The organism is Gillisia marina, from assembly GCF_000258765.1.
Taxonomy (GTDB): Bacteria; Bacteroidota; Bacteroidia; order Flavobacteriales; family Flavobacteriaceae; genus Gillisia; species Gillisia marina.
In genome coordinates, this window is record NZ_AJLT01000003.1 from 1 (window position 1) to 23,386 (window position 23,386).

The 23,386-nt window shown below is 35.6% G+C and carries 19 protein-coding genes, 1 tRNA gene and 1 pseudogene; 9 read left to right on the forward strand and 12 right to left on the reverse strand.

The genetic code is table 11. The features are described 5' to 3' along the window. Positions 1-136: 136 nt before the first annotated feature. The 6 genes from ON07_RS00765 to ON07_RS00790 form a co-directional block, all read right to left on the reverse strand. Positions 137-210: transfer RNA gene (locus ON07_RS00765), tRNA-Ala, on the reverse strand. Positions 211-275: 65 nt separating this feature from the next. Further along, positions 276-1,154: an alpha/beta hydrolase family protein gene (locus tag ON07_RS00770; RefSeq protein ID WP_010227398.1), complete on the reverse strand. Its 879-nt coding sequence runs from the start codon at positions 1,152-1,154 to the stop codon at positions 276-278. Further along, the gene (locus tag ON07_RS00775) at positions 1,141-3,900 is read right to left on the reverse strand and encodes a PD-(D/E)XK nuclease family protein (protein WP_010227399.1); all 2,760 of its coding nucleotides are present in this window, start codon (positions 3,898-3,900) and stop codon (positions 1,141-1,143) included. Before ON07_RS00775 ends, ON07_RS00770 begins: the two co-directional genes overlap by 14 nt. 67 nt (positions 3,901-3,967) lie before the next feature. After that, entirely contained in the window at positions 3,968-5,392 is a 1,425-nt protein-coding gene (locus tag ON07_RS00780; protein WP_010227400.1) for an OmpA family protein, read from the reverse strand. A gap of 245 nt (positions 5,393-5,637) precedes the next feature. Beyond that, positions 5,638-6,831, reverse strand: coding sequence for a glycine C-acetyltransferase (kbl, locus tag ON07_RS00785; protein ID WP_010227401.1), 1,194 nt, complete (start codon positions 6,829-6,831; stop codon positions 5,638-5,640). 32 nt (positions 6,832-6,863) lie between these two features. Further along, positions 6,864-10,004 (reverse strand): UvrD-helicase domain-containing protein, encoded by a 3,141-nt coding sequence (locus tag ON07_RS00790; RefSeq protein ID WP_010227402.1) that lies wholly within the window; start codon positions 10,002-10,004, stop codon positions 6,864-6,866. Positions 10,005-10,176: 172 nt separating this feature from the next. Here ON07_RS00790 and ON07_RS00795 point away from each other — a divergent pair, with 172 nt between their 5' ends. After that, the gene (locus ON07_RS00795) at positions 10,177-10,791 is read left to right on the forward strand and encodes a superoxide dismutase (RefSeq protein ID WP_010227403.1); all 615 of its coding nucleotides are present in this window, start codon (positions 10,177-10,179) and stop codon (positions 10,789-10,791) included. 241 nt (positions 10,792-11,032) lie between these two features. Here ON07_RS00795 and ON07_RS14045 read toward each other — a convergent pair. The 4 genes and pseudogenes from ON07_RS14045 to purN all read right to left on the reverse strand — a co-directional run bounded on the left by ON07_RS14045 (position 11,033) and on the right by purN (position 15,088). Then, positions 11,033-12,932, reverse strand: a pseudogene (locus tag ON07_RS14045) (amidophosphoribosyltransferase). 62 nt (positions 12,933-12,994) lie between these two features. Further along, on the reverse strand, positions 12,995-13,933 hold the full coding sequence (locus ON07_RS00805) for a PfkB family carbohydrate kinase (RefSeq protein WP_010227405.1): 939 nt from the start codon (positions 13,931-13,933) through the stop codon (positions 12,995-12,997). A gap of 95 nt (positions 13,934-14,028) precedes the next feature. Beyond that, entirely contained in the window at positions 14,029-14,493 is a 465-nt protein-coding gene (gene rnhA / locus ON07_RS00810) for a ribonuclease HI (RefSeq protein WP_010227407.1), read from the reverse strand. Then, positions 14,486-15,088 (reverse strand): phosphoribosylglycinamide formyltransferase, encoded by a 603-nt coding sequence (gene purN / locus ON07_RS00815; protein WP_010227408.1) that lies wholly within the window; start codon positions 15,086-15,088, stop codon positions 14,486-14,488. The genes rnhA and purN overlap by 8 nt, the downstream gene beginning before the upstream one ends. 147 nt (positions 15,089-15,235) lie before the next feature. On the opposite strand from purN, the gene ON07_RS00820 reads away from it, so the two are divergent. The 5 genes from ON07_RS00820 (at position 15,236) to pyk (ending at position 19,509) form a co-directional block, all read left to right on the forward strand. Continuing rightward, positions 15,236-15,469: an acyl carrier protein gene (locus ON07_RS00820; RefSeq protein ID WP_010227409.1), complete on the forward strand. Its 234-nt coding sequence runs from the start codon at positions 15,236-15,238 to the stop codon at positions 15,467-15,469. 16 nt (positions 15,470-15,485) lie between these two features. Beyond that, on the forward strand, positions 15,486-16,739 hold the full coding sequence (fabF, locus tag ON07_RS00825; protein WP_010227410.1) for a beta-ketoacyl-ACP synthase II: 1,254 nt from the start codon (positions 15,486-15,488) through the stop codon (positions 16,737-16,739). 9 nt (positions 16,740-16,748) lie between these two features. Next, complete coding sequence (rnc, locus tag ON07_RS00830) at positions 16,749-17,483, forward strand: ribonuclease III (protein ID WP_010227411.1); 735 nt, start codon at positions 16,749-16,751, stop codon at positions 17,481-17,483. 110 nt (positions 17,484-17,593) lie between these two features. Beyond that, complete coding sequence (locus ON07_RS00835) at positions 17,594-18,079, forward strand: IPExxxVDY family protein (RefSeq protein WP_010227412.1); 486 nt, start codon at positions 17,594-17,596, stop codon at positions 18,077-18,079. After that, the gene (gene pyk / locus ON07_RS00840; RefSeq protein WP_010227413.1) at positions 18,079-19,509 is read left to right on the forward strand and encodes a pyruvate kinase; all 1,431 of its coding nucleotides are present in this window, start codon (positions 18,079-18,081) and stop codon (positions 19,507-19,509) included. The genes ON07_RS00835 and pyk overlap by 1 nt, the downstream gene beginning before the upstream one ends. A gap of 72 nt (positions 19,510-19,581) precedes the next feature. On the opposite strand, the gene dinB is transcribed toward pyk, so the two are convergent. Beyond that, the gene (dinB, locus tag ON07_RS00845) at positions 19,582-20,682 is read right to left on the reverse strand and encodes a DNA polymerase IV (RefSeq protein ID WP_010227414.1); all 1,101 of its coding nucleotides are present in this window, start codon (positions 20,680-20,682) and stop codon (positions 19,582-19,584) included. A gap of 111 nt (positions 20,683-20,793) precedes the next feature. Here dinB and ON07_RS00850 point away from each other — a divergent pair, with 111 nt between their 5' ends. Genes ON07_RS00850 through ON07_RS00860 form a run of 3 tightly spaced genes read left to right on the forward strand, consistent with a single transcriptional unit; the run spans position 20,794 to position 22,437 of the window. After that, the gene (locus ON07_RS00850; protein ID WP_010227416.1) at positions 20,794-21,450 is read left to right on the forward strand and encodes an NAD-dependent epimerase/dehydratase family protein; all 657 of its coding nucleotides are present in this window, start codon (positions 20,794-20,796) and stop codon (positions 21,448-21,450) included. A gap of 12 nt (positions 21,451-21,462) precedes the next feature. After that, complete coding sequence (locus tag ON07_RS00855) at positions 21,463-21,939, forward strand: CYTH domain-containing protein (protein WP_010227418.1); 477 nt, start codon at positions 21,463-21,465, stop codon at positions 21,937-21,939. Positions 21,940-21,942: 3 nt separating this feature from the next. Continuing rightward, positions 21,943-22,437 carry a YciI family protein gene (locus tag ON07_RS00860; protein WP_010227421.1) on the forward strand — a complete coding sequence of 165 codons (495 nt, stop codon included), beginning with the start codon at positions 21,943-21,945 and terminating at the stop codon, positions 22,435-22,437. Between the two features lies 1 nt (position 22,438). Here the strand turns inward: ON07_RS00860 and ON07_RS00865 are convergent, their stop codons facing one another. Next, positions 22,439-23,272: a phospholipase A gene (locus tag ON07_RS00865; protein WP_010227423.1), complete on the reverse strand. Its 834-nt coding sequence runs from the start codon at positions 23,270-23,272 to the stop codon at positions 22,439-22,441. Positions 23,273-23,386 lie beyond the last annotated feature (114 nt).

The following is a 23,386-nucleotide window of genomic DNA, read 5'->3' on the forward strand; positions in this document are numbered from 1 at the left end:
AAAAAAACCATCCCAAAAAGGATGGTTTCCCTCATTGAGGGTTTTAATTTAAAGTCCCGATAGCTATCGGGATGTCCCTATTTTAAAAGTAGTTCCAAATACATACCTCATGGACTAGCCTTAAAGCTTTTGATTGTGGAGAATATCGGAGTCGAACCGATGACCTTTTGGCTGCCAGCCAAACGCTCTAGCCAACTGAGCTAATCCCCCTAATTCGATTTCAAAGTTAAACATTTATTTATAGGAGCGAAAAATAATTTGACTTCTAAAAATTGCTATTTTTTTATAGGAGTTGGCGCTTTTTCAGCAATAAACTTTGAAGTGCCATCTAGTACATATTGAAAATTTGCTGGTAATGATTTACCGCTATTCCAAGGATGTGATACATCATAAACATGATCTGCTCCTTCCACCAATAATAATTCTGGATTTGGGCTCCATTTGAATAAATCGCCAGATTCACTTAAAGGCACCGAAGTGTCCTTGCTGCCATGTACAATTAAATGCGGAATTTTTAATGCTTTTGTAGCTCTGGAAATGTTTAATCGCTCTTCATTTGCTTTAAAATTCTTATAAAATTGAAAGTGATGAGGCAGTTGTTGTTTCGTTCTGGTATTTACAATATAGCTCACTCCTTTCTCTTTCCAACCTTCTAAAATTTTTCCTGAAGGAAATCTTGAAGCAAAGTCTGATACCGAAGAAAAAGTTACCAACTTGGTGATCCTACTTTCTTCAGCAGCTTTAATTATACTTATTCCACCACCACGCGAATGCCCGATGAGGGTAATGTTTGACGTGTCTATGTATTTTGAATATTCAGAATTTGCTTGAAATAACCAATCTATTACAGATTGAAGATCGTCTAATTCCTTGGTGTAATTATTATCTCCAAAAGCCTCAATATCCATAAATTCTGTAAGATTCTCTGGAGTCGTACCATTATGAGAAAAATTGAATTTCAGGAAAAAATAGCCTTTTTCAGCAAATTCTTTAGCCATCATATCCCAAGCTCCCCAATCTTTAAAGCCTTTATAACCGTGGCAAAAGATAACTATAGGTTTAGGTTTCGAATCTTCGGTAAAAACCACATCGGTTAAAATTGGTTTATCATGTTCACCTGTAATTAAAATATTATTCTTTTTAATAAGCTCCATAAGCGGGTTTTAGTTCTTTTTCTATAAATGGAATTTCCGGGTCACAAATTTCTAATATTAATAGATTTAATTGCTCCTGAAAATTACTTAGAATTTCTTCTGAAATATTTGAATTTTTTACTGGTTTACTGCCTTGTTTTTCTTTTAAACTGAACTTTAAAAAACCTGCTTTCAAATTTTTAAAGGAAATCACTCCGGCTTCTACTTCTCCATTATTTTCTTTGTTATTTAAGAGCATAGTAGCATAAGTTAAGACTTGAAAAGGTTTCGAATATTTATCATAATCGGAGGTAAGCAAATCCCAATCTGCTATTTCTAACTGATTTTGCATCACTTTTCCTGTCTTGTAATCTATTATTCTTAAAACTCCATCTGCTAAATCTACGCGATCTACTTTTCCTCGAATATGAATAGGGAAATCAAGTTCAGGAATAGTAAGTGCTGAACTCAGATTAGATTCCACTTCTTTTATAATGATGTTCTTCCCGGCTTCTAAGTCTTTTATTTCCATATTCAGGAAATTGATCACATAGCGCTTTGCAACCTCAAATATCAAGAGATTCTTGCCTAAACTTAAAGGTGCTTTACTATAGGTTTTCTCAAACTGTTTCTTTACTTCTTGTGCTGTTAATTTTTTGAGCTCCTTCAGGTTTTCTAAAGTAAGCGGTTTCCCTATAAAAGGCTTATAAAATACTTCTAAAGTATCATGGACAACAGTCCCTAGTGTATTGTAAGCAACAGTTTCTTCAACTTCTTCATTATCTCTAATCCCAAGGATGTATTGTTTGTAAAAATCTAAAGGATTTCTAATATAAGTGGTAAGTGCCGAGGGTGAAAATCCTCGTCCGGCTAGTAGTTTCAATTTTTCGAGAACCTCAGGAGTTTTTTGAATCTTTTGAAGTTCATTTTTAACTACCGGAACTTCGGGAGAGATAAGAGAAGTAGTTATTTTATGTGCAGGTTGCTCTTCGTGTAGCAATTGCAGTAAAAATCTGCTCTTTTCACTACCCATTTGGCTTTCGGTATCGGTATCATGGAGTAAGTAAATTTTCTTAGCCCTATGAAGCAAATGATAAAAGTGGTAGGTGTAAATGGCATCTTTCTCCTTATACGTGGGAAGGTTGAAGGTTTTTTTAAGATCGTAAGGGATAAAAGAATTATTGCTTTTACCTGCCGGTAGAATCCCTTCGTTTACAGAAGTAAGAATAACAGTCTCAAAATCCAGACCTCGGGTTTCCAGCATTCCCATAAGTTGTAAACCCTGAAAAGGTTTTCCTTGAAAATCTAATGATTGTAAACTACTAAATTCCCTAAAATATTGAAGAAGGGAAACCAAAGAGGTGAAATGTGGGAATTCGGTTATTAATTTACTTAGTCGTTGTACCACTAGATGATAGTGATATAAAAACTCAAGGGAAAGACTGTCTTCGTCTTTATCTAATAGTTCTTTAAAGTGCCTTATTATGGTTTCAAATCGAAGTAAAACTTGCTCTGGGGTTAGTTTTACATCCGGGAAGCAAGCCAATATTAATTTCTGCTGTTCTGCTGAAAAAAAGCCTTCTATTTGCTGTTTGCTTAGATAGAGTAAATTTTCAGTTTTAATCTTATTTATAACCTCTTCCGATATAAAATTAGTTGCCTTGATAATAAGGGGAGAACTCAGGATGGCAATCACATCTTTATAATAGATCTGGTTATTTTCTATTTGATATATTTCGAATAATTTTTCAAAGAAACTTGAAAATACACTGTATTTCAAGGGATATCCCATGGTAATATTGAGCGCTTCAATATTTGAAGGAATGGAATTGAGCATTGGGAGCAGGAGTGACTCATCACCTAGCACCAATGCGGTAGAATTTAATTGTTCCTTATTTAATTCTGAAAGTGTTTCTGCAACAAATTTAACTTGTCCAATATTTTTCGGAACGCCAATAATTTCAATTTCCTTTTCAGAATTATAGGTGTTCGAAGCGAATTCGAATGCATTGGTTTTATAATATGGCCAATTTTCAAGGTATTGTCTTATAAATAAGGAGGCATCATGGTTGTTGTCTTTTAGAAAGACTTCATCGATGTCCCAAAAGATCCTTGCTTTGTTGGCCAACATCGATTGGATAATATGCTGCTCGGCATTATTTAAAGCATTAAAGCCCAGAAATATGTAGTTTTCGGCATTCGGCTTGGCGAATTCATCTATGTTTTCGGCAGCATGCCTATAGATTAATCCTTGATAGCCTTCAGATTTATTTAAAAGATTTTCCTTAAGTAAGCTGTAATATTCAGGAAGTTTTTTCCAAAAGACTAAGTAGTTTTTAACGATGTCTGTTTGGTTTTCACCTAAAGACCAATGATTCTTATCCTGAATTTCAAAAAGGTAATTAAAGATTTTCTCTGGCTTTATGAGATATCTATCTATCTCGTTGAAATCATGAATAAGGGTTTGTGCCCAATTTCCAAAACTCTCAAAATCTTCCTGTTGCTCTTTCGGGGTGAGTTCTTTATATACAGCATATAATTCGAATAGGGTATGTACAGAATCTATAGTTTTTAATCCGGATACCTTTTCTGAAAATTCTTCAATACTAATAACCTCTGGAGAAAAGATAGGTTTATCCACCAGATCGCCCAGTTCTTTCCTTAAATAAGCTCCTGCACGTTTGCTGGGAAAAACAAAGATCAAATTAGAGATATCCTTATCCTGTGATAGGAGTTGCTTAAGGATTTGGGAGATAAAAGACGTCATGGGTTAAAAATAGAAAACGCCCCGAAGAATCGGGGCGTTTTTAAAAAAACTTTAAAGATTTTTAATACTACATTTTATCTGTAGAATCTTTTTTAGTGTCTTTCATTTCTTTGTCTTTGTCTAAAGAAATTTCAACACGTCTGTTATCTTGTCTTCCTTTTGCAGTCTTGTTAGTTGCAATTGGTCTAGTTTCACCATAACCTTCAGAAGTCAATCTATAAGCAGGAACTCCAGCAGAGATTAAAAAGTCTCTAACAGAAGCAGCACGCTCTTTAGATAAGTTCATGTTGTATTCGTCTCTTCCTTGAGAATCTGTATGACCTTCAATATGGAAAATTGTGTTTGAATATTCTTCCATGATGTCTGCAATAGATTTTAAAGCTTCACCTGAATCAGGACGAATTGAAGCTTTGTTAGTATCAAACAAGACTGTTTTAGAGTACTCATTTAATTCTTTAATAGCTTCAGCAGTTGGCTCTGGACATCCGTTGTTAGCAGCAGTTCCTGCAACCTCTGGACATTCATCATCTTTATCTAAAACACCATCACCATCCATATCTTTGTAAGGACATCCTTTGTTTTCTTTAGGACCAGCTTCGTTAGGACATTCGTCTTCACTATCTTTTACTCCATCACCATCAGCATCAGGACATCCATTCATTGCAGCAATTCCAGCAACAGTAGGACATTCATCTTTTGGATCAGCAATTCCGTCACCGTCAGTATCAGGACATCCGTCAAACTCAGCTAAACCAGCTTCGTTAGGACAAGCATCTTTACGATCTTCGATTCCATCACCATCAGTATCAGGACATCCGTTAAATTCTGCTAAACCAGCAGTCTCAGGACATTCATCATCTTTGTCATATATTCCATCACCGTCAGTATCTTTTCCTCCGAAGATTACTTTAAGACCAGCAGCATGTTGGAAATGAGAATCTGCTTCATCTTTAAAAGCATGTTTGTAAGTAGATTGTACGTTTAAAGCGATATTATCTGAGAACCAGATATTAAAACCAGCTTTACCGTTTAAAGTTCCATTACCTTCTGAATCTAACCAGTTGTAACCACCACCAACTCCAAGTTGTGGGTCAAACCATCCGTCGTTCAATAAAGCTCTAAGGCTATAGTTAGCCATACCATCTACAGCGTAGTAAGATAAATCATCTACACTTTGCTTTCCAAATGTATCTATTTGGTTAACAGAACCTGCAACCTCAACTACGAATCCACCACCTACGTATCTAGAAACAGAAAGTCTAGAAACAGAAGGAAGGATATTCCATTGGTCAGTATCGAAAAACTGGTCTCCGAATCCTCCTCCGGCTACACCGTTTCCGATCATACCTGGAGTGTCGTCACCAGTACCACCATAATTAACCGCGTTTACGCCAATTTCGATGGCCCATGGGTTGTTTGCGTCTTGTGCTTGCATTGAAGAGAAGCCCAAAACAAACATTGAAGCTAATAAAAATCTGCTAAGATGTTTCATATTTGTTGATTTAGTTTTTTGTGTTAATTCAAGCAAAAGTATATGCTAATTAGATATTAACAAAGATAAAATTAATAAAGTTTTCTTAATTGACCGCGAGATACACCGTATTTAAAGGGATTTACTCAATTTTCCTCCATAAATAGGCCTATTATCATACACTTTCGAGCAATCTGATTAACAGAATAAATCTTAGATTTTAAGAAAATATTAATGGTTCCTCCAATAACTGGGGAGATTTTCATTTATATCACCTTCAGTTCTTTCCCTACTTTTGTAAATGCAGCTATGGCTTTATCTAAATGTTCTTGTTCATGTGCTGCAGAAAGCTGAACTCGAATTCTTGCCTTATCTTTTGGCACCACCGGGAAAAAGAATCCAATTACATAAATCCCTTCTTCTAATAACTTATCTGCCATATCTTGAGATAACTTCGCATCATATAACATTACCGGCACAATTGCAGAATCCCCATCGATGATATCAAAGCCGGCCGCCTTCATTTTTTCTTTAAAGTATTTTGTGTTGCTCTCCAACTTGTCTCTTAAACTCGTGTCGTTTTTAAGCATATCAAACACCTTGATGGATGCACCAACAATAGAAGGTGCTAAGGAATTTGAAAATAAATATGGTCTGGAACGTTGTCTCAATAGGTCAATGATCTCTTTTTTTCCTGTGGTATAACCACCCATGGCACCACCAAGAGCTTTTCCAAAGGTTCCTGTAATAATATCTATTCTACCTAGGACTCCTTTTTCTTCCATAGTTCCAATCCCGGTCTTTCCAATAAATCCGGTTGCATGGCATTCATCTACCATAACCAGCGCATCATATTTATCGGCTAGATCACATATTTTATCTAAAGGAGCAACAAGGCCATCCATGGAGAATACACCATCTGTAACGATCAATTTGAATCTAGTTCCTTTTTCTGTCGCGGCTTGCAATTGCTTTTCAAGATCTTCCATATCGCCATTCGCATAACGATATCTTGCTGCTTTACAAAGACGAACGCCATCTATAATAGAGGCGTGGTTCAAAGAATCTGAGATTATTGCATCTTCTGCAGATAATAAGGGCTCGAAAATTCCTCCATTAGCATCGAAACAGGCCGCATATAAAATAGTGTCTTCAGTTCCGTAGAAATCTGCTACTTTTTGTTCCAGTTCTTTATGGATATCCTGAGTTCCACAAATAAAACGAACGCTGGACATTCCGAAGCCATGAGAATCCATAGCATCTTTAGCCGCTTGGATTACATCTGGATGAGATGAAAGCCCTAAATAGTTATTTGCACAAAAGTTAATAACTTCTTCTCCGGTAGATATTTTTATAGCCGCTCCCTGAGGAGATGTAATGATTCGCTCTTTTTTATAAAGTCCGTTTTCCTTTATTTCTTTTATTTCAGCTTGTAAATGCTCTTTTATTGATCCGTACATAATTTCAATTTTTTTTCAAAAATAAACATCTTTTAAACAATTGCTATGTTCACTTCTGTATTAATATATATGAGTATTTTTTTGAGTACACTATATCCCATTTCACTTAGGACGTTTTCATATTGCTCCATTTGGAGTTGATGCGTCTTTTGAAAAGAACCCGTTTTATAATCTATAATGGTAACAAACTTGTCTTTTATGTTCAATCTATCGGGACGCAAAACTTCTCCATTTGGGCTTAAAATATTTCTCTCTTTAACTACGACGGCTTCAGAAGAATAATATTCTGAAAGTTCTGGATGAAGGATCACTTCTGAAATTAATCTCTCTAATTCCTGAAGTTCACTTTCTTCTAAATTTTCCCCTAGCGTGAATTTTTGAATTGCTGAAGACATATCTTCGATAGTATCTATTTCAGAAAAAATATCATGATATAAATCCCCTTTTAAAATTGCTTTTTCCTGAAGCGAATCCCATAACAAGCCAGATTTTGTCATTATCTGTACTGCATTATTTTGTGTGGAAGAGGAGAAAAAATGACTATTTTTAAGATTGGTTGAAGATTCTGATGTTTGATAATTTTCCATAACCTTTGTGCCAAACTCAAAAGTTTCCTTTTCATCACTCCATAAATTATTGTCTTTTAAATAGCCAATAAGCAAGCCGGACACCTTATTTTCATTGATTTCTCCTTTAGCCGATACATCCAAATTAGAAATTATATATAATTGTTGGGCTGCTCTGGTAAAAGCCACATATAGAATGTTAATGCTGTCGAATTCTGTTTTATCTAAAAGCTCCTGATATGCATTTGCTTCTGTCTCTCCCCAATCCAGCATTCCTTTGGAAGCTTTTAAATAACCAATTGGAATGTCATTTAAACCTTCCGGCAAGGGCAACCAAATAGATTCCCTAGTAACATCTTGCAGCGCCGAATTCGCAAATGGGTAAATAACAATAGGAAATTCCAGTCCCTTAGATTTATGAATAGTCATAATTTGGACTGCGTTGTTAGACTTTGGGGCAAGGATGCTTAATTTTTCACTCTTTTGATTCCAAAGCTCCAGAAATTCTGACACTCCAATATTTTTATTATTTAAGGAATCGAAAACAAAATCTAAATAAAACTGGAGATAAGCATCGGAATCTTTAATTAATGAAAAAGCTCTTATAATATATTCCGCAGCTTCGTAGATAGATAATGTTTGAATCTTTTTTATATCGAAATAAATATTATAGTCTGATAGCCAAGCAAAAAACTCCTGATGCTCTTTTTCTAAATTTTCCAGGATTAGTTTATGAGCATCCTTAATTTCTAATTTTTGAACTAGGTAATTAAGTAGTTCCCATTTTATATTTTTATCATGCGGATTTAAGGATGTAGTAAGCAGATTATTTATAAAACGAACTTCGGGAGAATTCGACACTAACAAGGATTCCGAAGAAACAATAGACACACCTTGCTCATTTAAATAATTGGCAATGGCAAAACTTTCTTTTCGAGTCCTTGTTAAAATACAAATATCGCTTCTAGAAACTCCTTGAGCATCTAGATCTTTAATTATTTCTAATACTTTTAATGGATGCAGTTCTAATTCTTCCTCTTTCTTTTTAGCTTCTAAAAAAGAAATGTTCACATAACCACCTTCTTGTTTTACAGGTTCCTGTGCGCTATTAAGAAACAGCGTTTTATAGGTGTGACTTTCAAATTTGTTGGAGACATATTGAAAGAAAGAATTGTTGAACTCCACCACTTCTTTTGCACTTCTATAGTTGGAAGGCAGGTCTATTACCTCTTTTTCTACTTGAAATGGATTTTCTACCATACAAAGATCAATAAATTGCTCTGCCTTTCCACCTCTAAATCTATAGATAGACTGTTTTGCATCTCCTACCAGAGTTATATTTGCCGCAGGCTCATCATTGGATTGGATTGTATTAAGGTTATGATCTGCAAGCGGAATTATATTTGTCCATTGCATTTCTGAAGTGTCCTGAAATTCATCTATAAAGTAATTTTTATAGCGTTCCCCAAGGCGCTCATAAATAAAAGGCACCGGCTGATTGTTGATCTCTTTGGCGATAGTTGGATTAAAATCGGAGATTAAAACAAGGGAGCGTTCTTTTTTGATTTTATCGATCTCATTGGAAATTTCACTTAGCAAGGAAAGCGGAATGATACTTTTATCGATAGCTTTTAAATAGTCCCTTTTAAGAATAGCTTTTTTGGATCTATTGAAAAGTTCTGCGATTTCAGGTTGATGTTGATCTAAAACAGCTTTTTTGTTATCACTTAATCGTTGTGGGTAAAGTGCTGAATCTTCAAGTTTATCTTGCCATTTAGCTCCAAATAATTTTAAATAATTTTGATTTTTAATTTTGATGAAATACTTAAATAAGTACCCACCGTTGAAATCTTTTTCGGTAAGATCGAATTTATTTAAGAGTTCGAAAAAGGAATTAGCAAAGCCCGTAATATCTTCTTCAATCAAAGTAATTCCCAATTTTATTTTTTCAGAAAAATCGGCGAAATCCTGAAGGCTCTTTCCTTTTAATTGCTGAACATATTGTTGCTGACTTTCACGAATGAGCAATTTTGAAAAAGAAAACAGATCTCTGCTAATATCCCAGCTTTTGTCATCGTCGGTTTTATCCAACGTGAATTTTAAAAGCACCTTTGTGAGTTCTTTTTCTTCTCCGGCTCTATTTATAACCCGATCTACAGCTTCCTGCAGAATAAGATCTAAATTTAATTCTACTTCAAAATTTGCCGGGATTCCAAGATCTTTGGCAAAAGTTCTTATTATTTTATGTGTGAACCGATCTATGGTAGAAATATCGAAGGCCGCATAATTATGAAGAATATTCTTCAGGATTTTTTTTGATCGGTTTTGGATCTCGCTCTTCTCTAATTTTGTTTCCTCCATGAGAAGCTTCAGCAAAGATTCGGTATTAGTAGGAGTTTTTTCTTCAGCCAAAGAACTCAACCCAAGAATCACCCTGGATTTCATCTCTCCTACAGCCTTGTTGGTAAAGGTTATGGCAAGTATGTTTTTATAGGCATCATCCCGGCTACTATTTAAAAGTAATACGAGGTAATCTTTTACCAGCGTAAAGGTTTTACCGGAGCCTGCCGATGCGTTATATATAGTAAAGGTATTAGGATTGATCAACTAAAAGATGTTTTGTGAGTGTTCGTGGGTCTAAATTAAATGAATATGATAATAAAACCTTCCAATAGAACATAATCTTTAAGTATTTTATAACACAAAAACGTTTATTTTAAATTTCCTAATGACTAAATTTGAATCAATTGAATAAATACTAACTAGAAAACATATAATTATGGCTTTTGAATTACCAAAATTGAACTATGCTTTTGATGCATTAGAACCACATATAGATGCTAAAACAATGGAAATTCATCATGATAAACATCATGCGGGATACACTTCTAAGTTGAATGATGCTATTGAAGGAACAGATAATGAAGGAAAAACGATAGAGAATATCCTTAAGAATTTGGATATGACCAATAAAGCGCTTCGTAATAATGGTGGTGGTTATTATAACCACAATTTATATTGGGAAGTGATGTCACCAGATGGTGGAGGAAAACCTGAAGGAGAACTTGCAACAGCAATTGATACTGCTTTTGGTTCTTTTGATGCTTTTAAGGATGAATTTTCTAAAGCAGGGGCAACGCAGTTTGGTTCTGGATGGGCATGGTTATGTGTTCATAAAGGTGGGAAAGTAGAAGTTTGTTCTACTCCAAACCAAGACAACCCATTGATGCCAAAAGTTGGATGTGGAGGAACACCAATCTTAGGAATGGATGTTTGGGAGCACGCTTATTATTTAAAATATCAAAACAAGCGTCCAGATTATATTAATGCATTTTTTAATGTGATTAACTGGAAAGAGGTTTCTGCAAGATATGCTCAGGAGAAAGAAAAATAGATCTTGAATTTATTATATGAAAATGGCCGAGGAAACTCGGCTTTTTTTTTGTTCATTATTGCGCATAAAAAAAGGTGGATGAGAATCCACCTTTTTTTGCCCCAAATCTACCATGAACTTAACCTACTTATGCTATGGCTCTGCTAATATATATAATAACTTCAGTCACGCAAACTCTTTTAGACGAACAACCCAGATAATAGTTGAACTGCAGTTTATGCGTTAAAAAACAACGAATTACTTAATAAGATCTTCCTTCGTTTCCTTCATAAAAGTTTATAAATGCTCTGTTTACTACGCGATTACCACCAAAAGTAGGATAGTCTCCTGTAAAATACCAATCTCCTAAATGTTCAGGACAGGCTTTATGGAGATTCTCTACCGTTTGATAAATAATCTTGACTTTGGTCTTCACTTCCGGCTCACTTAATAAATCGGCAATCTTATCGGAGATCTCTTGATCTGTAAATGGTTCGTAAATTTCTTTTACGAAATTCTTTACATCCTTGTCCTCTAAATGCTCTTGTAACTTGCATTTTTTATAAACTTCTTCTATAAGGTCATATTTCCCGGCATCTTTTAAAAGTTCCAGAGCTGCTCTAAAAGCAACCAAGCCTTCCAGCCTAGCCATATCTATTCCGTAACAATCCGGATATCTTATTTGCGGTGCAGAAGAAACCACCACCAATTGCTTCGGATTCAATCTATCCAACATTTTTATGATACTCTTTTTAAGAGTAGTTCCTCTTACAATACTATCATCGATAATCACTAAGTTGTCCTCGGGTTTTACAACTCCATAGGTGACATCGTAAACATGCGCTACAAGATCGTCCCGACTGCTATCTTCAGTAATAAATGTTCTGAGCTTTACATCTTTAATAGCCACTTTTTCAGTTCTTAACTTATACGCCAAGATTTGCTGAAGCCTTTCGTCTGTAAGGTTTTCTTTTTCAGAAAGAATGGTTTCATTCTTTTGCTTGTTCAATTCGTCCTGAGCTGCTTCCACCATTCCGTAGAATGAAGTCTCCGCAGTATTTGGAATAAATGAGAAAACAGTATTAATGGTATCGTGATCTATAGATTTTAAAACTTCGGGCATCAGAAGACGGCCAAGCATTTTGCGTTCCTTATAAATCTCGGCATCACTACCTCTAGAAAAATAGATTCGCTCGAAGGAACATGCTTTTCTTTCTAACGGTTCTAAAATTTGTTTTATGGAAACGTCACCACCCATTTTAGTGATAATTGCATGCCCCGGTTCCAGTTCTTTTACATCTTCAAATTTTACATTGAAGACTGTTTGAATTACAGGTCTCTCTGAAGCAACTACTACAACTTCATCATCTTTATAATAATATGCGGGTCTAATTCCTGCAGGATCCCTAAGTACAAAAGAATCTCCGTGTCCTAATAATCCGGCCATGGCATAACCACCATCCCAGTTTTTAGCAGATTTCTTTAAAATTTTTGCAACATTTAGTCTATCTGCAATTAAAGGGGAGGCTTCTACTTTGGAGTATCCTTCTTTTTTTTAATTTTTTGTAAAGTTTTCGAACTTCATCATCTAAAAAGTGCCCGATCTTTTCCATCACAGTCACTGTATCTGAATTTTCCTTAGGATGCTGCCCAAGTTCTACCAAATTGTCGAAAAGTTGAAAAACATTGGTCATATTAAAATTCCCTGCCACGATCAAGTTTCTGTGCATCCAGTTGTTTTGGCGAAGAAATGGGTGAACGCTCTCGATGCTATTTTTCCCAAAAGTTCCATATCTCACGTGTCCTAGAAGCAATTCTCCTATGTAGGGAATATTCTTTTTCTGAAGCGCAACATTATCCACATATTCCGGATGTTCGCTTAATTCAGAATTAATTCGTTCATTAATTTGTGCAAATATATCTTGAATAGGTTGTGCTGCATTAGACCGTAATCTGCTAATGTACCTATCCCCGGGTTTTGTATTTAATTTAATACTGGCAAAGCCTGCCCCGTCTTGTCCACGGTTATGTTGCTTTTCCATCATTAAATACATTTTATTTACTCCGTAAAATGCACTCCCGTATTTTTCTTTGTAGAATTCTAAGGGCTTTAATAGTCGGATTTGTGCAATCCCACACTCGTGTTTTAATGCGTCACTCATAACTAGTACCTTTCGGTTTCAATAGGGTTGAAAAAAATTTAGTCACAAAAAAAACCCTGACATTACAGGGTTTTGGTAGGCGTTAATTCTATATCGAACTGTGTTAAGCTCTGAAACTCTTGCAAGCGTGATTCTAATTCGGGATGTTTTAAACTTTCCATCCTTTCAGTTCCGAATTTTTCTACACAAAAGGAGGCTAAACTAGATCCGTAGATCACAGCGTTCTTCATATTTTCAAAAGAAATATCTTCAGACTGCGCTAAATAACCAGTAAAACCACCGGCAAATGTATCTCCAGCTCCAGTTGGGTCAAAAACCTCTTCTAATGGTAATGCAGGTGCAAAAAAGATTTGGTCTTTGTGAAACAACAATGCTCCGTGTTCCCCTTTTTTAATCACTACATATTTAGGGCCCATTTTTTCGATCTTTCTAGCTGCTCTTACTAGAGAGTGTTCTTCAGTTAATTGGCGAGCTTCTTCATCGTTAATGGTAATAACATCTACTTTGGAGATCACTTTCTTAAGATCTTCCAGTGCGTTGTCCATCCAAAAGTTCATTGTGTCTAGTACAACTAATTTAGGATTAGTTACCTGCTCTAGAACGCTTAATTGCACTAGCGGGTGAAGGTTCCCTAACATCACAATTTCTGAATCTTTAAAATCTTCTGGCACCACCGGATTAAAATCGGCTAACACATTAAGTTGGGTGTCTAAAGTATCTCTGGTATTTAAATCGTTGTGGTATTTACCACTCCAAAAGAAGGTTTTTCCTCCTTTTACTATTTCTAATCCTTGGATGTCTATTCCGTGGTTTGTTAAAAGATCCATATGCTCCTGCGGAAAATCTTCTCCTACTACAGAAACTATAGCACTTTTAACGTTGAATTGAGAAGCAGATAAGCCAATATATGTGGCAGCACCACCTAAAATTTTATCGGTTTTTCCAAATGGGGTTTCAATTGCATCGAAGGCTACTGTGCCTACTATCAATAATTTACTCATAATTACGTTTCAAAAATGTGCTGCAAATATACGGTTTGTTTTTCAAGACCCTTAGCAATTTTGAAATTTTAGGAAATCAATTTTCAGAAGAAAAATTAATCAGAAAAACCTTCATCTATAAGAAGACGTTTTTCTTTTGAAGCCGCTACCGCAAGTGCATCGCAGCGCTCATTTTGAATATGATTATTATGGCCTCGAATCCACTTAAAGTCTACCTTGTGCTTTCGGTACTCTACAAGGAAATCTTTCCAAAGATCTGCATTCTTCCTATCCTTAAAGGCTTTCTTTTCCCAGCCAAAGACCCATCCTTTTTTAACCGAGTCTACTACATATTTGGAATCTGTAAACACTAAGACCGAAACCCCCGGTTTTTTCAGCTTTTTAAGAGCATCGATTACCGCCAATAATTCCATTCTATTATTAGTGGTATGCTTGAAACCTTTAGAAAACTCTTTTTTATAAGGTTTTCCAACCCATTCCATAACAATTCCATAGCCTCCGGGGCCGGGATTACCACGTGCGGCACCATCTGTATAAATGTGAACTTCAGGATTAATCAATTGTTGAAGATTCTAATAAATTTTCGATCACTTTAGGGAAATGGCGATGTTCCAGTTCGTGAATCTTTTCCGTAAGACTTGTTAATGTTTCTTCAGAAGAAATGGGAAATGATTTTTGAAATATGATCTGGCCATCATCATACTTTTCATTTACATAATGTATGGTAATTCCAGTTTCTTTTTCCTTATTCTCCAATACCGCTTTGTGTACATTATTTCCAAACATCCCTTTTCCACCAAATTTAGGCAACAACGCAGGATGAAGATTTATAACCTTATTTGGAAACTTTTCTAAAATAAAAGAGGGAAATAACCAAAGAAAACCTGCCAATACTATGAGATCTGGATTCGTGTCTTCTAAAATATGTAAAACGTCGTTTGAGTTATAAAACGCAGTTCTATCAAAATATAGAGCAGTTACATTTAATTTTTGAGCTCGGTCCAAAACTTTTGCTGAAGGTTTATTTGATAGTACAGAAACAACTTCAGCAGTCCTAGAATCTTTAAAATAACGTATAATATTCTCAGCGTTAGAGCCGGAGCCGGATGCGAAGACAACAATTTTTTTGGGAAATATTCTTTTTGATGCGGACAAAACTTCGCTGTTAACAATTATTAAGTGTAAAAATAAAGGGTTTAAATGAAAATTCCGTAAATTCCCGTCACATTTTTAAAGTAAAAACCGGTTTTAAAGTAAAGTTTTTTATTTTTGCCACTTAATCAAAATTTAAAATAGAATATTATGTCAGACATTGCATCAAGAGTAAAAGCGATTATCGTTGACAAATTAGGCGTTGACGAGAACGAAGTTGTTACAGAAGCAAGTTTCACGAACGACCTAGGCGCTGATTCATTAGACACTGTGGAATTGATCATGGAATTTGAAAAAGAATTCGATATCCAGATTCCAGACGACCAGGCAGAAAACATTGCTACAGTTGGTCAAGCAATTTCTTATATTGAAAAAGCAAAATAAAAAACGATAGTACTATATGGAGTTAAAGCGAGTAGTAGTTACAGGCTTAGGAGCACTTACACCTATTGGAAACAATGTTGAAGAATATTGGGATGCATTGGTGGCCGGTAAGAGCGGATGTGCACCTATAACCTATTTCGATGCTGAAAAGTTTAAGACAAAATTCGCTTGTGAACTCAAAAATTTTAATGCGCTTGATTTTTTCGATCGAAAAGAAGCTAGAAAACTAGATAGATTTGCACAATACGCAATTGTTGCATCCGATGAAGCTATAAAAGACTCCGGAATAGACCTTGATGTTGTAGATAAACACAGGGTTGGAGTAATTTGGGGTGCGGGAATTGGAGGATTGGAAACATTTCAGGATGAGGTGATCAATTTCTCTGAAGGAGATGGAACACCGCGTTTTAATCCATTTTTTATCCCTAAAATGATCGCAGATATTGCCCCTGGTAATATTTCGATTCGTCATGGTTTTATGGGTGCAAACTATACTACGGTTTCTGCTTGTGCTTCGGCTGCCAATGCTATGTTTGATGCTTTAAATAACATTCGCTTGGGATATAGCGATATTATTATTTCTGGTGGATCTGAAGCTGCGGTAACAAAAGCAGGAATGGGAGGTTTTAATGCAATGCATGCGCTTTCTACACGAAATGAAAGTCCCGAAACAGCTTCCAGACCTTTTGATGCAACCAGAGATGGATTTGTCTTAGGAGAAGGAGCAGGTGCTTTGGTTTTAGAGGAATATGAACACGCAAAAGCACGAGGAGCGAAAATCTACGCCGAATTAATTGGCGGTGGACTTTCTTCTGATGCTTACCATATGACGGCTCCACACCCGGAAGGAATTGGAGTTGTTGCAGTAATGGAGAATTGTTTACAAAATGCGGGATTAAAACCGGAAGAAGTAGACGCAATTAATACACATGGAACTTCTACACCTTTAGGGGATGTAGCAGAGCTTAAAGCAATTTCCAAAGTTTTTGGAGAGCATGTGAAGAATATTAATATAAATTCTACAAAATCCATGACAGGTCATCTGTTGGGTGCTGCAGGAGCTATTGAAGCTATTTCTTCAATACTTTCTATAAAGCATGGAATTGTACCACCTACGATAAATCATGAACATCGAGATGAAAATATAGATCCGGAGTTAAATCTTACTTTAAACAAAGCGCAAAAACGCGAGGTTAATGTAGTAATGAGTAATACTTTTGGATTTGGAGGTCATAACGCATGTGTACTGTTTAAAAAATTAGATGAATAACCTGTAGAAATGAGTGTTATTCGAAACATATTAAATTCCCGTTCTTCTAAAGGCGGGAATTTTTTTATAGAAATTCAAAAGATCTTAGGCTTTAAACCTAAGAACATCAATCTTTATAAAAAGGCATTTACCCATAGATCTTTAAACCAAAAGGATGAAGCGGGAAACGCTATAAATTTTGAACGCTTGGAATTTTTGGGTGACGCTATGCTAAGTGCAGTTATAGCAGCCTATTTATTTAAAACAGTTCCCGGTGGCAATGAGGGTTATCTTACAAAGATGCGATCTAAAGTAGTAAGTAGAAAGCATTTAAACGAACTAGGGAAAGACTTAAATCTTATAAGTCATGTACATACAAATATTCCAAAAGAGCAGTTTGGAGTTAATATTCACGGAAACTTATTCGAGGCTCTTATAGGTGCGATTTACTGGGATCGCGGTTACAAATATTGCAAAAAATTTATTTTCGATAGAGTGATCATTCCCTACGTAGATATAGAGCAGCTGGAAGGAAAGGTGATAAGCTATAAGAGTTTACTTATAGAGTGGTGCCAGAAAACCAAAAAGGAATTTAGTTATGATGTCTATGACGATTCTGGAAAAGATGAAGTAAAACACTTTGCGGTAAAACTTAGGATAGACGATAAGGTTGTGGCAAAAGCCAGAGCTACTTCAAAAAAGAAAGCAGAAGAAAAAGCTTCTAAAAGAGCCTATTATGCGCTTCAAACTAAGATAGATATCTAGCAATCAATAGCTTCTAACTATAACGATTTCGTAAATATTACTCAAAAAATCCTATAAATTTATTAGAATTCTGCATTCTTATTTTATCTTTAACCTTAAAGATTAAGAGTATGTTATCCCATAAGTTACTGTTGGATGATGTAGAGGATAATTATCATTTATTGGCCATTCACAGTTCTTTAGAAGAATTTAAAATGGCTTTTCTATTGAATATGAATCTGCAACTAAGCTTAAGACGCGCTCCATGCGATGTAGATTTTAATCACGGAGAAGTTCAAGCTATGTATCCGCTTTATTCGTTTAAAGAGCCTGCGAAATACCGCACTTACTATTTATTCAAAAATAAGTATAAAGGATCGGTAAAAAAGGTAGTTAGTTCGGGTTCTTTATTTGTAGAAGAGGAAATTTCTACCCAGCTCACGTATTTAATTCCAGAGTACAAAAAGGTGGATTATTTTTTTAAAATAGAAGACGATCTAGAGGAAGAGCTTATTCAAGATCTTTTGAATGCCATAAGTAGGATACCCAGAGTTATTACAACATATGTAGTTGATGTAAATCAGCTAAAATCAAGAAACAATTTAATTGTAGATTAATGCCAGCAAATAAAAGAACAAAAATTGTAGCCACATTAGGACCAGCAACCAGCCAAAAGTCTGTGTTAAAGGATATGCTAGAAGCGGGAGTAAATGTGTTTAGAGTTAATTTTTCGCATGCAGATTACGAAGATGTAAAGGAACGAATTAAAATGATCCGGGATCTAAATGAAGAATTTGGGTATACGGCAGCAATATTAGCCGACCTTCAAGGCCCTAAGTTAAGAGTTGGGAAGATGAAGGAGGAAGTGATTGTAAGCCCTGGAGATGAAATAATTTTTGCTACCGGAAAAGAATTTAAAGGAACAGCCTCTCGTGTTTATATGAACTACGAGCAGTTTCCAAGAGATGTGCAACCAGGAGAAAATATTCTTTTGGATGATGGAAAGTTGATGTTTGAAATTGTAAGCACTAACAAAACAGATGAGGTGGTTGCCAAAGTTATTCAAGGCGGACCATTAAAATCCAAAAAAGGAGTAAATCTTCCAAACACAAAGATCTCTCTACCGGCACTTACCAAGAAGGATATAAAAGATGCCATTTTTGCCTGCGAGCTTGAGGTAGATTGGATTGCACTTTCTTTTGTGAGAAATGCGGAAGACCTATTGGAATTACAAAATTTGATTAAGGAACATAGTGATCATAAAATTCCAATTATAGCAAAAATTGAAAAGCCAGAGGGCGTTGAAAATATCGATAAGATAGTTGCGTATTGCGACGGACTAATGGTTGCACGTGGAGATCTTGGGGTAGAAATTCCTGCTCAGGAAGTTCCGCTTATCCAGAAACAACTAGTTCTTATCGCTAAAAAAGCACGAATTCCTGTTATTATTGCGACTCAAATGATGGAAACCATGATCACGAGTCTTACTCCAACCAGAGCAGAGGTAAACGATGTGGCAAATTCTGTAATGGATGGGGCAGATGCTGTAATGTTAAGTGGAGAAACCTCAGTTGGAAATTATCCGGTACAGGTGATAGAAAAAATGACGCAAATCATAAAAAGTGTAGAAAATTCTCCACTAATTAAAGTGCCTCATGATCCTCCACATGTAAGAACCAATAGATATATCACAAAATCTGTATGTTTTCATGCAGCCATTATGGCTAATGAAATAAAAGCAAAAGCAATATGTACGCTAACAAATAGTGGATATACTGCATTTCAAATTTCAGCATGGCGCCCGGAAGCTACAATTTTGGTCTTTACTTCTAATCATAGAATTTTATCTCAATTAAGCTTGCTTTGGGGGGTAAAGGCTTTCTACTATGATAAATTTTCGAGCACAGATGAAACTATAGAGGACATTAATAATATAGCTCGAGATAATGGATATGCCGAAGTTGGGGATTTCATGATCAATTTGGCGTCTATGCCAATTGCAAACCGAGGAATGGTTAATACCTTAAGAATTTCTGAAATAGAATAAACATTTATAAAATTATTTAAAGCCACTAGTTTGCGAATTAATGCGGACTAGTGGCTTTTTTATTGAATTGAATCAGAAGTCAAATTTTAATTGCACCGCGATCACTTTCTCCTTTTCATGAGTTTCTTTTTTTCCGGTATTTAAATTGGAAAGCGTGATTCCCAAAAGGCGAACAGAATTCTTCATCTTTTCCTGAAACAATAATTCTTTCGCAGTATCTAAAATAACAGCTTTAGAAGCAATATAATATGGCAGAGTCTTGCTTCTGGTTTGAAGTGTGAAATCGCTGTATTTTATTTTTAGAGTAACAGTTTTACCCGCCACTTTGCTTCCTTTTAATCTTCGTTCGATCTCTTCGGCGATATTTTCAAGGCGTTCCATCATGAAGATCTCTGAAGCGATATTCTCACTGAAAGTCCTTTCTGCTCCAAGCGATTTCCTTATTCTATCGGCTTTTACTTCACTATTATGGATCCCTCGTACCACATTATAATAGTACTTACCGCTCTTCCCGAAATTTTCGGTTAGGAATTCCTCGGATTTATCCTTTAGTTGAATTCCTTTAAAAATTCCCAAGCGATACATCTTTTCTGCAGTCACTTTTCCAACCCCGTAGAATTTCCTGATCTGCAATTGCTCTAAAAACTCCTCTACTTCTTCAGGATTTACTGTTTTTTGGCCGTTGGGTTTATTGATATCACTGGCGACTTTTGCTATAAACTTATTGATGGAAATTCCTGCGGAAGCGTTCAACCCCGTTTTCTCCTTTATCTTCTCCCGAATTTCTTGGGCAATTAAGGTAGCACTAGGAATCCCTTTTTTATTCTCGGTCACATCCAAATAGGCTTCATCTAACGAAAGCGGCTCCACCAAATCTGTATATTCCAAAAATATCGCTCGAATCTGACTTGATATTTCTTTGTATCTATCGAATCTGGCTTTAACAAAGATTAGATTTGGACAATTTCGCTTTGCGATTACACTACTCATGGCACTTTTCACTCCAAATTTTCGAGCTTCGTAACTCGCAGCTGAAACTACACCCCTTTCTGAACTTCCTCCAACGGCGACCGGCTTATTTCGTAAATCGGGATTATCCAATTGCTCTACAGATGCGTAAAATGCATCCATATCTATATGAATAATCTTTCGAATTGGGACCTGGGTTTTCACATTGTAAATTTAAGGAAACTTGTATTACTCCAGTGCTTGGTGATCTCTTTAACTAAGATTTTTGGATCGCTTAGAATCAGCTATCTTTGAAGAGTATTATGTAGAAAACTTATGAAATCAGCGATACTTTTAGGAGCAACAGGATTAACAGGAGGGTATTTATTGAAAATTTTATTGAACGACCCAACTTATGAGACCGTGAAGGTTTTTTCCAGATCTAGTGTGGGTTTCGAGCACGAAAAATTAGAAGAGCATCTGGTAGATTTATTGAAACTAGAAGACTATAAAGACAGCTTTCAGGCAGACGAAGTATATTGCTGTATTGGTACCATTAAAAGTAAAACTCCGGATAAGGAAACCTATAAAAAGATTGATTTCGGAATTCCGGTTTCCGCAGCAAAATTATGTAGAGATAATAAAACTTCTACTTTTTTAGTGGTTTCTGCCCTTGGAGCAGATGCTAATAGCAGCGTTTTTTATAACAAAGTGAAAGGGGAAATGCAACACGAAGTCTTGGAGCAGGGGATAGAAAACACCTATATTTTTCAACCTTCTTTAATTGCAGGAGACAGGGAAGAAAAGCGATTTTTTGAAAGGCTTGCCGTTAAGGGTTTTAAAATCTTCAATCCATTATTGGTTGGTTCGTTGAAGAAATATAGATCTATACATCCTGAAACGATTGCAAAAGCAATGCATATTTGTGCTAATTCCGGATATCCTAAAATATTGATAGAATCTGATGAAATTCAGAAATTAGCTTCAGAATAACGCCCGATTTTTATGATAGAAATAGAACGAAAATTTTTAGTGACTTCAAATAAATTCAAAGCTGAAGCCTTTAAAAGTTCAGAAATAAAACAAGGTTATCTAAATTCTCATCCGGAAAGAACAACCAGAATTCGGATACAAGATAAAATGGCATTTATCACCATTAAAGGCAAATCTTCTAAAAGTGGTTTATCAAGATATGAATGGGAAAAAGAGATTCCTGTAGACGAAGCCTTGGAACTTTTGAAACTTTGCGAACCGGGAGTTATTGAAAAAATCCGTTATTTTGTGAAATCTGAAGAATTCACCTTCGAAATTGACGAGTTTTTTGGAGACAACAAAGGGCTTACAATGGCTGAGATCGAATTAAAATCTGAAGAAGACACTTTTGAAAAACCAGATTGGCTTGGCGATGAGGTAACAGGAGATTCACAATATTATAATTCTCAATTAAGTAAAAATCCATTTAAAAACTGGACAAAACAGTAAATCATGAAAAAAGTAATTTTTGTTTTAGGAGTAGTTGGTTTATTAATAGCCTGTAATGAGAAAAAAGAAGAGAAAACTATAGAAACTCAAGAAGTAGTTAAAAAGACGGACGAACCAAGTCTAGAAGAAAAAGCAGAGTTGTTAAAAGAGGAAGGATATCAAGTATTTTCTTATCAAGAGGGTGATAGTACTTATTTAATGCAACAATACTATATGGTATTTTTAAAAAGCGGAGAAAATAGAACTCAGGATTCTACAGAAACCGCAAAATTACAGCAGCAGCATTTAGCACATTTGGAACGCATGGCGGTTGAAGGTTATGCAAGTTTAATTGGCCCATTTGGAGATGACGGTGATATACGCGGAATCGCAGTATACAATACCAAAACGCAAAAAGAGGCGGATAGCCTTGCAAATCTAGATCCTATGGTAAAAGCCGGAAGATTAAAGATTGAGGTACATCCTTGGTGGACCGAAAAAGGAGGAAAATTGAATTAACCTATTTGGATTTTAAAATATCCAGATCTGTAGATTTAATTACATACCCAATTCGCACCATGCTGGAGTATTTATTATAGTCTATTAAACTTTCTGCATACCCGGCAAACCATTCTAACATCACATACTGATTCCCTGAGTTATTAAAAAGCTTATATAAAACCCTTGCAGAGGCAGCTCCTTTTAAGCCTTTAAGCCCTTTTCGCACCGTTAAATCTGCAATCAATCTATTATTAATAATGGTTTGTTCTACTTTAACTTCCCCAAGACCTACGTAATCCAGAATATCCGGATGATTTTCAGTATAGGCGATGGGTAGCCATGCTTTCACACTTAAAATTGTGCGTCTACCAATTGGAGTATGAAAAGCTCCGGTAATTCTATTCCAACTCCTGCTATCTAAACTGTCTCTTCCATTAGATTCGTGCTCAAATTTTAATTCTGTAAGGCCAAATATGTTCCCTTCCTTATTAAAAACAGGTTTCCCCAAACCAATTGCGGGATTAAAGTTAATCTCTTCAAAAGGACTAGACTTGCTATATACGTTCCAAAAAGCTTTCTGGGAATAGGTTAAAAATAAGTAACTATTTAATGGTAGCGTAGCTCTGGAGATTAATTGCTTAAAACTGATTTGGTATTTGATATCAGAATTATTTTTAGTAATTGCCCTGTTCGTTGGCACCCCGCTTATAAAATAATTATCCTGATAACTAGAAAATGAAGGCATTTCCTTAATAGTATCATACACTTGTTCTCTGGTTAAGCGCTGCCCGTAGGTGTTGGTTTGATGAAATAATGCAGTAAGCAAAAGACAAGTGAAAACGATTCTATTCATAGCTAGGGTATTAAATGCACAAAATTTTAAGTCGGCAAAGATACTTTTAACTTTCCAAGTACCCTAGAAAGTTGTCGCGCCTATTCGTTAATTATAGCATAAAAAAAAAGCCCC